General features: G+C 74.6%; 7 protein-coding genes and 1 pseudogene. 2 read left to right on the top strand and 6 right to left on the bottom strand.

The features are described 5' to 3' along the window. Positions 1–75 precede the first annotated feature (75 nt). A complete protein-coding gene (locus ABZ948_RS08265; protein ID WP_010040515.1) occupies positions 76–291 on the bottom strand; it encodes a hypothetical protein in 216 nt (71 codons plus the stop codon). Positions 292–1,036: 745 nt separating this feature from the next. Here ABZ948_RS08265 and ABZ948_RS08260 point away from each other — a divergent pair. After that, positions 1,037–2,446 carry a S1 family peptidase gene (locus tag ABZ948_RS08260; RefSeq protein WP_359758131.1) on the top strand — a complete coding sequence of 470 codons (1,410 nt, stop codon included), beginning with the start codon at positions 1,037–1,039 and terminating at the stop codon, positions 2,444–2,446. A gap of 430 nt (positions 2,447–2,876) precedes the next feature. Here ABZ948_RS08260 and ABZ948_RS08255 read toward each other — a convergent pair whose 3' ends face one another. After that, positions 2,877–5,024 carry a SpoIIE family protein phosphatase gene (locus ABZ948_RS08255; protein WP_359758130.1) on the bottom strand — a complete coding sequence of 716 codons (2,148 nt, stop codon included), beginning with the start codon at positions 5,022–5,024 and terminating at the stop codon, positions 2,877–2,879. A 271-nt stretch (positions 5,025–5,295) separates the two neighbouring features. Here ABZ948_RS08255 and ABZ948_RS08250 point away from each other — a divergent pair. Beyond that, a pseudogene (locus ABZ948_RS08250) lies at positions 5,296–5,877 on the top strand (response regulator transcription factor); the annotation flags it as partial. On the opposite strand, the gene ABZ948_RS08245 reads toward ABZ948_RS08250, so the two are convergent. From ABZ948_RS08245 to lanKC, 4 genes are all read right to left on the bottom strand, one after another. After that, positions 5,800–7,833 (bottom strand): ATP-binding cassette domain-containing protein, encoded by a 2,034-nt coding sequence (locus ABZ948_RS08245; RefSeq protein ID WP_359758129.1) that lies wholly within the window; start codon positions 7,831–7,833, stop codon positions 5,800–5,802. The pseudogene ABZ948_RS08250 and the gene ABZ948_RS08245 overlap by 78 nt on opposite strands. After that, positions 7,830–9,581 carry an ABC transporter ATP-binding protein gene (locus tag ABZ948_RS08240; RefSeq protein ID WP_359758128.1) on the bottom strand — a complete coding sequence of 584 codons (1,752 nt, stop codon included), beginning with the start codon at positions 9,579–9,581 and terminating at the stop codon, positions 7,830–7,832. Before ABZ948_RS08240 ends, ABZ948_RS08245 begins: the two co-directional genes overlap by 4 nt. 82 nt (positions 9,582–9,663) lie before the next feature. Beyond that, positions 9,664–9,780 carry a SapB/AmfS family lanthipeptide gene (locus tag ABZ948_RS08235; protein ID WP_010040504.1) on the bottom strand — a complete coding sequence of 39 codons (117 nt, stop codon included), beginning with the start codon at positions 9,778–9,780 and terminating at the stop codon, positions 9,664–9,666. Between the two features lie 85 nt (positions 9,781–9,865). Continuing rightward, positions 9,866–12,460, bottom strand: coding sequence for a class III lanthionine synthetase LanKC (lanKC, locus tag ABZ948_RS08230; protein WP_359758127.1), 2,595 nt, complete (start codon positions 12,458–12,460; stop codon positions 9,866–9,868). Position 12,461 lies beyond the last annotated feature (1 nt).

Genomic DNA, 12,461 nt, shown 5'->3' with positions numbered 1-12,461 from the left:
CCGAGGTGGTCATGGCACCCGAAAGACCCGGAACCGCCGGCTGCGGCTCCGGGACTCAACGGCACAAGGGCTCGATCAGAGACCGGAGACCAGGTTGGTGACCGGGGCCGTGTTCAGGCCGGTGACGCCCTCGACGGTGCCGACAGCGGTGTTCACCAGGCCGGAAACCGGGGCGATGCTGTCGACCGTGTCGGTGACGGTGTTCACGGCGTTCACGGACAGGCCGCCGGAAACGGCGTCGAGCTCGGCGTCGGCGATCTCGACGGTCTCAACCTGGGGGGTGGAGTTCATGATGGAACTTCCCTTCATATGGATATCTCACAAGGGGGGAGCGGCCCCCTCTGGGGGACAGATGACGGCCGCGACCGCGAGCGCCGGGCATCCGTCTCCGAGTGCCCTTCGCGGCCCCCGCGGTGCGATGGATCAAAGCACGCTGCGGGCGGCCGCTTCCAATCAACCAGCAGCCTCACCAGGGAACTTGCGTCGCAGGAGCCCCGTTCCGTGCAGGTGCGTGCACGCCACGGTGGCGAGTTCTTCACATGCGACACGGCATCGGCTCATCCGATCCCTTGCCTTCGGGAGCGGCGAATCCGGCACTCCCGCCCCAAAGGCGTGACTGCACCGGCGGGCCTGTGGACAACCCTCGACTTGGTGACCGGGTTGAGCATTCGATGTGCAGATTCGCTGAAGTCGGGATTCAAGTCGGCGATCGCAACAGATCGTTTCCAGGCGGATACGGACCGTGTCTGTTCGGCGTGTCGGACTGACGCCCCCTGCTGACACGCCGTCATCCGGCCATCCGGCCGCCGTGGGCGATCCGCTCCCCTCCTCCGGAGCGGCCTGCCGTGACCAGGGCAGTCACGGACCGCGCGGTCGGTGCGCGGGCGGCGGGAGTTGGCTGGTTCCGCGATGCGAAGGGATCACTTGCAAACGGAATTGAACGCCCCACTCGGCCCGTGCGTACCAACAGCCATCCAGGCGCCCCCCGAAGCTGCCGGACGGCGGCACATACTCCGTCCCTCAGGAGGAGAGAAGTTTGAGTCACAAGCGAATTCCGAAGCGCAAGGCCGCGATAGCGGCGGGCAGCGTGGTGGCGCTCGGCGCGGCCGCGATCCTGCTCCCCAACGCCAACGCGTCGCAGGACGGTTCGTCCGACGACGCGGCGGCCGCGCCGAAGACCCTGAAGGCGGGCGACGCCTCGGATCTCGCCTCGCAGCTCTCCGGGCTCCTCGGTGAGGCGTTCGGCGGCTCCTACTACGACGGCGACAGCCAGCAGCTCGTCGTGAACGTCGTACCCGGCGACAACAACAACGTCATCGTGCAGGCCAAGGCGGCCGGCGCGAAGGTGCGCGAGGTCGAGAACAGCTGGTCGGAGCTCCAGGACGGGGCGTCGACGCTGAAGTCCGAGGCGACCATCGCGGGCACCTCGTGGTCGATCGACCCGCGCACCAACAAGCTCCTGGTGACCGCCGACAGCACCGTGACCGGTGCCAAGTGGGACAGACTGGAGAGCACCGTGCAGAGCCTCGGCTCGGGCATGGCCACCATCAAGAAGTCGTCGGGCACCTTCAAGCCGTTCGTCTCCGGCGGTGACGCCATCTTCGCGGGCGGCTCGCGCTGCTCCCTCGGCTTCAACGTCACCGCGGGCGACGGCTCGCCCGCCTTCCTGACGGCCGGTCACTGCACCCTCGGCGGCAACGAGTGGTCCGACACGCAGGGCGGCCAGCCGATCGCCACCGTCGACCAGTCGACCTTCCCCGGCGACGGCGACTTCGCGCTCGTGAAGTACGACGACCCGGCGACCGAGGCGCCCAGCGAGGTCAACACCGGCAACCAGACCGTCCAGATCACCGAGGCCGCGGAGGCGACCGTCGGCCAGGAGGTCTTCCGGATGGGCAGCACCACCGGGCTCGCCGACGGCCAGGTCCTCGGCCTCGACGCCACGGTGAACTACCCCGAGGGCACGGTCACGGGCCTCATCCAGACCAACGTCTGCGCCGAGCCCGGCGACAGCGGCGGCTCCCTGTTCACCCAGGACGGTCTCGCGATCGGCCTGACCTCCGGCGGCAGCGGTGACTGCACGGTCGGCGGCGAGACGTTCTTCCAGCCGGTCACCACCGCCCTGGAGGCGGTCGGCGCGACGCTCGGCGGCGGCGCCGCGGGCGGCGCCGGGGCCGGTGCCGGCGAGGAAGCGGGCGCCGGTGAAGAGGCCGGCGCCGGTGCCGGCGAAGAGGCGGGCGCCGGTCAGGACGCCGGGGCTGGTGCCGGTGAGGAAGCGGGCGCCGGTCAGGAGGCCGGGGCTGGTGCCGGCCAGGAAGCGGGCGCCGGTGAGGACGCCGGTGCCGGTGAGCAGGCCGGAGGCGAGGAAGCGGGCGCCGGAGCCGGTGCCGGCCAGGACGCGGGCCAGGGTGTCGAGGACAACTCGGACCTGACCGAGTCCCGCTGACCTGAGACCGTCGGCAGCCGGTCCGACGCCGCCGGCCCGGTCCCGCCCCCTTCCAGGCGGGACCGGGCCGGCCCACCGGCGTTCCCAGCCACCGTCCGTCCCGGACGCGGTTCCGGCCGGCGGTGGACCGGGCCGGCCCTCCGGCGGGAGGACCGGCCCGTCCGAGCGCCACCGGGATCCCGCTCCCGCCGGCGTCCGAGCACCACCGGGATCCCGCCCCGGACGCCGGCCGACGAGACGCGAGGCGGACGACCGGAGTCGCCGGGGTCCACGAGCCCCCATCCCTCTCACCCGACGACGCCGCCTACGTTGTCCGGCTCGAACCGGCCCGATCCGATGGCCGCGGGCCCGGCGCCAGGGCGCTCGGCAGCCGCAGAACGGCGCCACCCGAGAGCCCGGAGGAGCGCCGCTCGGCATCCGCCGGACGGTCCTACCCGAGAGCCCGGATGAGCAACAGGGCGATGTCGTCGAGGCGTTCCTCGCCGTCCGTATGGAGCCGCTGGTGACGCACCAGGCTGTCGGCCAGCTCGTCCAGCGGCCCGTCCCCGGCATCCGTCAGACGCCCGCCCAGATCCGCCAGGGCCTCCTCGAAGTCCGTGCCGGGGGACTCCACCAGCCCGTCGGTGTACAGGACGAGCAGGGAGCCGGGAGGCAGGGCGACCTCCGTCGTCGGGTACACCGCCGAGGCGTCGATGCCCAGCAGCGGGCCCCCGGCGAGGTCCAGGACGCGCACCCGTCCGTCCGGCCGTCGCAGCAGCGGCGGCGGATGACCGGCCCGGGACATCACGGCCCGGCCGTGCGCCGGGTCGAGCCGCAGGTACAGGCAGCTGGCGAACAGGTCGGAGCCCAGGTCGAGCAGCAGCCGGTTGGTGCTGCGCATGACCTCCTCGGGCGCCTGGCCGACGGCCGTGTAGGCCCGGACCGCGGTGCGGACCTGCCCCATCAGCCCGGCCGCCGTGACGTTGTGGCCCTGCACGTCCCCGATCACCGCCGCCGCCATGCCCTGGGTGCGCACCAGGTCGTAGAAGTCGCCGCCGATGTCCATGCCCTGGGTGGCCGGCACGTAGCGGCCGGCCGCCTCGATGCCGGGCAGCGACGGCAGGGAGTGCGGCAGCAGGGCCTCCTGGAGGCCGTGCGCCAGCCGGTACTTGGCGTCGTAGAGCAGGGCCCGCTCCAGCGCCTGGGCGATGAGCCCGGCCAGACTGGTCATCACCGCCCGCTCCTCCGTGGGGAACGGGTGCGGCTCGGCGTAGGAGAGCACGCACGTCCCCACCGGCCGCCCCTGGGCGATCAGCGGCAGGTACGCCCAGGCCGCGAACCCGTCGGGCGTCATGACCCGCGCCGGATACAGGCGTTCCAGCTGTTCCTGCGACTCGAAGAACGCGGGCACGCCGGTCCGCAGCACCTGTGTGCCGGGCGTCGGCTCGGTCAGCGGCATCCCGTCGAACCGCTCCACGACGTGCGCGTCCCGGTAACCGCGGTGCCCCAGCACACGCAGCCGGTTCGCCCGGGAGCCCAGCACGACCAGGGCCTGGCTGCCCACGGCCGGGGCGATCTCGTCCGCGACCAGCTGCACCACGTCCTGCACCCCCACCGCCTCGGTGAGCGCGCTGGCCAGGTCCAGCACCTGCGACATGGTGACCAGCCGCGACGGCTTCCCGTCGGGCGGCGGCGCGGCCCGGTTCATCTCCGACACGGCCCGCGACCTGGTGATGCGCACGCTCAGGCCCGTCGTGCTCGGATACAGCCGGAACGACAGCCACTCGCCCGGCGGGCGCAGCGCCACGAACGAGGTGGTGTGCTGGCTCATCAGCGCCGCCCGGTAGCGGTCCTCGTAGACGGGGTCGTTGAGCCACGGCACCGACGCCCACAGCTGGGTGCCGAGCAGCCGGCTGACCGGGACGTTCAGCAGCTCGGCCGCCGCCGCGTTGACGAAGCCGACCCGCCCGTGCAGATCGAGCGAGACCAGTCCGTAGGGCAGCCGGCTGACCATCCGGGCCGCCTCGACCGTGCCGAGCGTGCCGGCGATGCCGCCCACCAGGGGAGAGGCGACCAGATCGGTCTCGGGGTACGGCGGGATGCTGTGCTCGGCGGCCCGCTGCAGCCGGACCGCGAGCCGGCCGCAGGCCGCGGTCAGATGCTCGCGCTCGTGGTCGGACAGCTCCGGCGGATGCGCGCCCGGCCAGGTGACGAAGACCGCGCCGTACACGGTGGACTCGGTGGCCACCGGCACCGCGGCGAGGGCGAACGGATAGGGCAGCACGACGGCGATCCGCGGATAGTGCCGGGCCATCTCCTCCTCGCCGCCGACCCAGACCAGCCGCCGCTCGCGCGCCGCGTCGGCGACCGGGATCGGCGCGCTCAGCCCGACCCGCTCCCAGGGCGCCGCGAACGCCCGGGGCAGGCCCGCCATCACCGCCATCTCCAGCACGGGCTGGTCCGGCGACAGCAGGTAGACCGCGCCGGAGTGGGCGTGCACCTCGTCCATCATCGAGGCCAGCGCCAGGGACAGCAGCGGACGGCCGACCGGCGACCTGACGGCTGCCGGTGCCTGCGCGGACGACTGCCCGTCGGACACGCCGACCACCTCCTCGCACGGCCGCGCGACCGGGCCCAGGAACAAATCTCCCCCCTGGCGGCCCGTCGCGCACGACGAGCGGCTCGGGGACCGACCGCGGTTACCGTCGGTCACATGCCCGCGGCCCCGGAGGAGCCGCGGGCGTACCCCGAGTGCCGCGACCCATGCCCACGAAGTCGAAGCGCGGCTGGGCGTACAGGCGCCGCGCGTGCGCCCCCGCGCACCCTGATGGCCGGTTCTCCGCGCCCACGCAGGGTCACGATCGCGAACAATGGGGCACGCGCTCGACAGGACGAGTAGGGCGCAGTGCGAGCCGAGGGGGTGGCAGTTGATCCGGGTGCTTCTGGTGCACGACGAGTGTCTGGTGCGATCGGTGCTGGCTGAGTGGCTGCGGGGGGAGTCCGATCTGGCGGTGCACGACACCTCGTGGCGCGGTGCGCCGGGCATGGTGCGGTCCGTGCGGCCGGATGTGTGCGCGGCGGACCTGGAGTGCGCGGACTCCTACGGCATTCCGCCGCTGGGGGAGCTGTGCCGGCCCGGCCCGGACCGCACCCGCCCGCGGCTGCTCGTGCTCGCCACCGCCAACCGGCCCGGGCTGCTGAAGCGGGCGGTCGAGGCGGGGGCGCTCGGCTACGTCGACAAGGAGGGCTCGCCGCAGAACCTGCTGCGCGGGATCCGCCGGGTCGCCGAGGGGGAACGTTTCGTCAACGACTCGCTGGGCTTCGGTTTCCTCAAGGCGGCCGAGATGCCGCTGACCCGAAGAGAACTGAGCGTGTTATCCCTCGCGGCCGAGGGAGCCTCCATCGCGGAGATCGCCGGGAGCCTGCACCTGTCCCACGGGACGGTGCGCAACTACATGGCGGCCATCACCCGCAAGACCGGGGCCCGCAACCGCATCGACGCGATCCGCATCTCGCAGGGCCAGGGCTGGCTGTGACCACCGCCGGGACGGCGCGGGCGTCCAGCTGCCGACGAGGTCCCGGTACAGCGCCGAGGACCGCAGCAGTTCCTCGTGGCCGCCGTACGCCGTGCTCCGGCCGTCCATGACCAGCACGCGGCCGGCGCGGCGGGCGGAGCTGATGCGGTGGGCGACGACCACCAGGGTCCCGCCCGGCCGCGCGGCGAAGGCCCGCTCCGCCCGCTCCTCCGCCTCGGGGTCCAGATGACAGGTCGCCTCGTCCAGCAGGGCGAGCGGGGCGTGCGACAGGAAGGCCCGGGTCAGGGCGACGAGCTGCCGTTCGCCCGCCGACAGGGCCGCGGGGTCGACCCGGGCGTCGAGGCCGCCGAGCCGGTCGGCCAGCGCGGTGAGGCCGACCGCGTCGGCTGCGGCGGCCATGTCCTCCTCGGGGACCGGGTCCGGACGCAGGTACGCGAGATTCTCGGCCAGCGTGCCGTCGAAGACGTACGCCTCCTGCGGGATGAGCACGCGCGCGGCGGCGGCCTCCGGCCCGGGCACGGCGTGTCCGCCCACCGTGATCGTGCCCCGGTCCGGTGTGAGGAGCCCGGCGACGAGGGCGGTCAGCGTGGACTTCCCGGCGCCGCTGGGGCCGACCACGGCCAGGTGCGCACCGGGCGTGAGGGTGAGGTCGAGGCCGTCGACGACCGGGGTGCTCGCCGGGCCGTAGGCGAAGGTGACGGAGGTGAGGGAGAGGGCCGGGGGCGGGGCCGTGGCGTGTTCCGCCGGTGCGGACGCGGCGTTTCGGCGGGGCGCGTCGGTGTCTGCGGTTGCGGTTGAGGTCGTGGCTGCGGCTGCGGTTGCGGCTGCGGCTGCGGCTGCGGCTGCGTTTGCCGTGGGCCGGTCCTGCCCGCCTCGGTGAGCGCCCGGGAGGGACGGGCCCCCGGGCCTGCCGGGGAGGCGTGTCTCGTGTCCGGCCGGGGTCCCGGTCAGCCTGCGCAGCACCACCGTCAGGCGGGAGCCGCTGGTGCCCAGGCCGTGGACCAGGTTGCGCAGGGCCGGCAGCAGCGACTGGGTGACGTAGGCGAGGGCACCGACGAGGGAGCCCGTGGTGACGCCGTGGGCCAGGAGCCACGGGGCGGTGGCGAGCAGCAGCACGATCGGCAGCTGGCCGCCGATGGCCAGGGAGGCCACCCGCAGCACGCCCCAGCGGGCCAGGGCGCGCGCGGCCCGCAGTTCCGCCTCGACCCGTTCACCCGTGGCGGCGGCGAGTTGCGCCTCCGCGCCGGTCGCCGTGATGTCCCGCAGGCCCGGGCAGACCGCGCCCAGGTGGCCGGCCAACTCCTCGTCGGCGACGAGGAACGCCTCCTGCCGCCGGGCGAGCGGCCGCAGGGTCGCCGCGAACAGCACCACACCGGCGGCCAGGGGCGGCCCCACGACCAGCAGCAGCGGCGGGGCGAGCGCGAACAGGCCGGCCAGGGCGCCGACGGCGGTGAACACGAAGGAGCGGGAGACCATCACCAGCCCGGCGAAGGTGTCCCGGGCGATCTCCACCTGCTGGGTGAGCCCCGACAGGGCCCCCGCCTCACCGGTCCGCACGCCGCGGGAGACGACCCGCTCCACCAGCCGGTCCCGGAGCGGTTCGACGAGCGCGGCGACGGCGGCGTAGACCCGCGCGGTGCCGTACGCGCCGAGCAGGACGCCGAGCCCGGTCACCGCGAGCCAGGCGAGACCGACGTCCGGCCGCCCCCGCAGGAACCCCGCGTCGAGGGCACGGGCGGGCCCGTACCCGATGAGGAAGGTCTGCCCGGTCTCCAGCACCGACCAGGCGGCGAGCCGCAGCAGCACTCGTCGGCGGGCCCGCAGGAAGCGCAGGCCCCGTGCGGGCAGGGTCGTACTCCTCGCGCCGCTCATGCCTCCGCTCCCGCCCCGGCCCCCGCGCACGCGGTGCCGTCGGCCTCCCCGAACACCGCCCGGTACTCCGCGCTCCGCCACAGCTCCTCGTGCCGCCCCACCGCCCGCACCCGCCCGCCGTCCAGCCAGGCCACCGCGTCCGCGCACGCGGCCGTCGCACTGCGGTGGGCCACCAGCAGCCGGGTCGCGCCCGGCCCGTCGCCGAGGAGGGCGTCGGTGATGCGGCGCTCGGTCACCGTGTCGAGGCTGGACAGGGCGTCGTCCAGGATCAGCAGGCGGCCGCCGTGCGCGAACGCCCGGGCCAGTCCGAGGCGTTGGGACTCGCCGCCCGAGCGCGGGGCGTCGGCGACCGGCGTGTCGTAGCCGTCGGGGAGGCGGCGCACGAAGTCGTCCGCGAGGGCCGTACGGGCCGCCTCCCGGACGCGGCCGGGGGAGGGGGAGGGCAGGCCGAGGCCGATCGCCTGCCCGACCGTGCCGCCCAGGAGGGCCGGGCGGGCGAAGGCGTAGCCGACGGCGCGGCGCAGGTCGTCGCGGGGCAGCTCGCGCAGCGGCACCCCGTCGAGCAGGACCTCGCCCGCGTCCGGGTCGGCCAGCCGGCCGGCGAGCGCGGCCAGCAGCGACTTGCCCGTGCCGGACCGGCCGACCACGGCGAGGGTCGTGCCGCCCGGTACGACGAGGTCCACTCCGTCGAGCACGGTGCGTCCGCCCCGCCGGGCCGTCACACCCCGCAGTTCCAGCCGCCCGGGGCCGTCCGGCAGCCGGCGTGCGCCGTACGCGGGGGCGGGCTCGGTCTCGACCTCGCCGAGGCGCCAGGCCGCCGCCCGGGCCCGGGCCAGGCCCGCGAGCCGGCCGACCAGGACGCCGACGCCCGTCGCGAGCACCGCGTACCGGGAGGCGGCGAGCACGTCCCCCACCGACAGCCGGTGCCGGGTGAGCAGCACACCGGCCACCGCGACGACCCCGAGGTGCAGCAGCGGTGCCACGGCGACCGCCTGCGCGGCGGCCCGGCCCTGCACCCGCCACATGCGGTGACCGGCCCGGGACAGCTCGGGCAGCGGCCGCAGGACGCGGGCGGTCTCCCGGTCCTCCGTACCCGCCGCCCGGACGGTGCGGACCCCCTCGACGGCTTCGGCCAGCGCGGCGGCGATCCGGCCCTGGGCCCGCTGGTAGCGCGTCGCGCTCTCCGTGGTGTCACGGGCGACGGCGCGCAGCAGGAGAGTGAGCACCGGCGCTCCGGCGAGGAAGACCGCCGCGAGCCGCCAGTCGATCAGGCCCAGCGCCACCACACCGCCGGCAGGACCGGCGAGGGCGGCGAGCAGCGCCGCCCGGGCCGCCGGGGTGGTCCCGGCCTCGGCGGCGTTGCCCACCAGACGTGCGACGAGGTCACCGGAGCCGAAGCGGTCGGCGGCCCGCGGTCCGACGCCCAGGACGTGTCCGGTCAGCCGGCGGCGCAGCCAGGCGGTGCTGCGGGCGTCGACGGTGCCGGTGAGCACGGTCTGGGCCGCGTCCAGCAGGGCGAGCAGCAGCACGAGTGCGGCGCAGTACAGCACCCAGCGGGTCGCCGGGGACTGCGCCAGCAGAAGGTCCAGGGCCCGGCCCAGCGCGGCCGGCAGCAGCAGCCCGGCCCCGGTCGCGGTCATGCTCACCAGGCACAGGGCCGCGCAGCGGAGCCCGCTGTACCGGGTGGCCGTGCGCAGCAGCGTGCGGGCGTGCGCGGCCGCCGGGTCGTCGTCGGCACGCGTGGTCATACGGGCCTTCCATGGGACGGGTGGACCCCGGGCGGTCCCTCCCCGCAGGGGGAGAGCCGCCCGGGGCCGCGCAGACCGCAGGTCAGAGACAGAGCAGGACGCTCGCGGCGCTGATGCAGGAGAGCAGGCTCACCGTGCTGGCGCCACCGCCGTCCGTCCGCTCCTCGGACTCGATGGTCTGCAGGTCGAGAAGTGCCATGATCTGTCCTTCCGGTTGGGTGTCCGTCCGTGGTCATCCGTGGGGACGGGGTGGTGTCACGACTCCGCCGGATCGCGGAACCGCGTCATGTGGGCCGCCGGTGGGGCGGCGGGAGGAACGGCAGGTGGGCGCCGGTGGCCGGGTCGAGGGCCGCGCCGAGCGCCAGCAGGCACCCTGCCGTTCCGGTGGCGAGGTCCATGGACAGCCGCATCATCTGGTGACCGGGGAAGGCCAGTTGGCCCTGGTACGCCATCGCGAACCAGCCGAGCCCGGCGATCTGCCCGGCCAGCCGGTCTTCGGTCGCGCCCGGCGTGTTGGTGCGGCTGAGGTGCAGGATCATTCCGGCGCGGCCCTGGAACAGCCCGGGCTGCGCGTAGAAGCGCGAGGTGGCCGCGGTGAGGACACCGGAGCGCGCGGCCTCGAACTCCCCGGCGAGGGCGGGGGAGTGGGCCACGAGCTCGTCGAGGACCATGCCCACTCCGGCGCTGCCGTCGCCGAGGTAGGGCAGGGTCCGCCAGCCCTCGTCGACCTCCAGGGCCCCGTTGTCGCGGGTCACACAGGACGCCAGGTCCTGGCGCAGTGCCACGGCCGCCGCCTCCAGCCACGCGTCCTGGCCGGTCCACTCGTACTGCCGCAGCAGGAACAGGGCCGGTCCGGTCGCGCCCCGCAGCAGTCCGGCGCGTCGCCGGGAGGTGGCCGGGGGCGGCTCGGCGAGCCGGTGGACGAGGATCCGCGCGGTGTCGTCGGCCCGGTCGCGCAGCTCCGTCTCGCCGGTCGTGCGGGCCAGATGGCCGAGGACGAGACCCAGTCCGGCCAGTCCGCCGTGCAGGTCGGAGGAGAGGTTCTGCCACCGCTCCGCCAGGATCCCCTCGACCAGGTCCAGCGCGCGCTGCCGGTGCCCGAGCCGGTCCAGGACCAGCGCGACGCCCGCGAGCCCGTCGTATAGGCCGAGCGGTGTGCCGACCGGGGCCGGGGCGGTGTGCTCCAAAAGCCAGCGCTCGCCCTCTTCGTACCGCTCGGCGCCGGCCGCGTCCAGCGCGAACAGCACGCCCGCGGCACCGTGGGCGATCCCCAGCCCGCCGCCGTCCGAGAACTGGGCGACGTCGCCCGGGAAGAGCCGGTCGTCGCGCTCCGGGGTGGCCGAGGCGAGGATCGCCTTGACCATCGAGTCGCGGCTGTACGGCCAGTCGCCCGGGTCCACCGGCGAGGAGGGAGCGGCCGGCGTACGCCCGGACACCTCCCGGGTGATCTCCGCGACCGCCTCGTCGAGGAACTCCCGCGGCACGTCCGGGAACTGCTCCGCGATCACCTCGGCCAGATGGGCCGCCTTGCCGCGGTCGACGACGAACAGGGTCGTCACGGGCAGGAACAGGGCCAGCCGCAGACAGGCCAGGGCGTAGCGGTCCACGTCGGCGCCCCGGCGGTCCGGCGGCGCGAAGAAGCCGGGGTGGGCGACGACCTGGCGGCCGTTCTCCTCGGCCGGGGCCGCGGCCTCGAAGTCGAGGAGGAAGACCGACTCCTCGTCCGGGGCGACCATGATGTTGAAGACGTGCAGGTCGTTGAAGACGATGCCCCGCGCGTGCACAGCCGCCACCGCCTCCTCCACCCTGCGGTGGATGCGCAGCGCCCACGCCGTGTACGAGGCGACGGCCTCCGGGTCGGGGTCCTGCGCGAGCAGCGGATGCCGTTCGGCGAAGAACGAGTTGAGCGGACGGCCTTCGAGGAAGTCCATCACCAGGAAGCGGTGGCCGCCGAGCTCGAACCAGTCGCGCACCTCCGGGACCACGCCCGTGCCAGCGACCTGCTCCAGCGCCCTCTTCTCCCGCTCCAGCCGGGCGATCGCGTCGGCGCCGTCCGAGGCGAGCCCGGCGTGCGGCCGGCCCTCCTTCAGGACCACCTTGCGCCCGTCGCGGGTGTCGGTGCCGGCGTACACCCCGCCGCCGTTGGAGAAGTGCAGCGCCTTCTCGATGCGGTACGGCAGGTCACCGACCGTCGTGGTGTTGCGCGCGTCGAGGTGCGGCTGGAGGAACGCCGGCAGCGTCACCCACTCGGGCACCTGGAAGGACGGCGACCGCCGGTCCGGCACCAGCCGCCCCTCGCCGTCCCGCACGGCGGGCACCAGCGAGCCCCGGTCGTCCACGACGAACGAGCGTGCGAAGGCCCCGTAGCGGACGTACAGCGGTCCCTCGCCCCACCGCAGGTCGGTGAGGATGTACGGCCCCTCGAACCCCTCCAGCAGCGCGCCCAGCTCGCGCAGCACCTCGTGCAGCTGCTCCTCGTCGGCCGGGTACACCGTGACGAACTTGCCGCTGCCGTCGCGGGGCGCGTACTTCGTGTTGCGCAGGTGCAGCAGGTGCGGGCCGGGCACGAACTTGAAGGGGATCCGGCGCTCGACGCAGTAGTCCCACACGATCCCGGCGATCTCCTCCGCGTTCGCGCGGATCGCCGAGGCGTGGATCTTCCAGCCCTGCGCCGGGCCCTGCACCGGCTTGCCGTCCGGGCCGAGCGGCGTCATCGTCAGCCAGTCGCCGATCCGCGCCGCCTCCCAGCCCTCGGGCACCGGCCGGCGGGCCGTCTCGTAGAGGTGCGCGGCACTGTCCTGCCCGCCGCGCGCGAGCCGGTCCGGCGTCTCGTAGAAATGCCGGTCGGCGAGCGCGTACACCTCGTACCGCTTGTCCATG

Origin of the sequence: Streptomyces olindensis, from assembly GCF_040645895.1 — a bacterium.
Classification (GTDB): domain Bacteria; phylum Actinomycetota; class Actinomycetes; order Streptomycetales; family Streptomycetaceae; genus Streptomyces; species Streptomyces olindensis.
The sequence above is the reverse complement of the archived record's forward strand: the minus strand, read 5'-3'. Positions and strand labels throughout refer to the sequence as shown.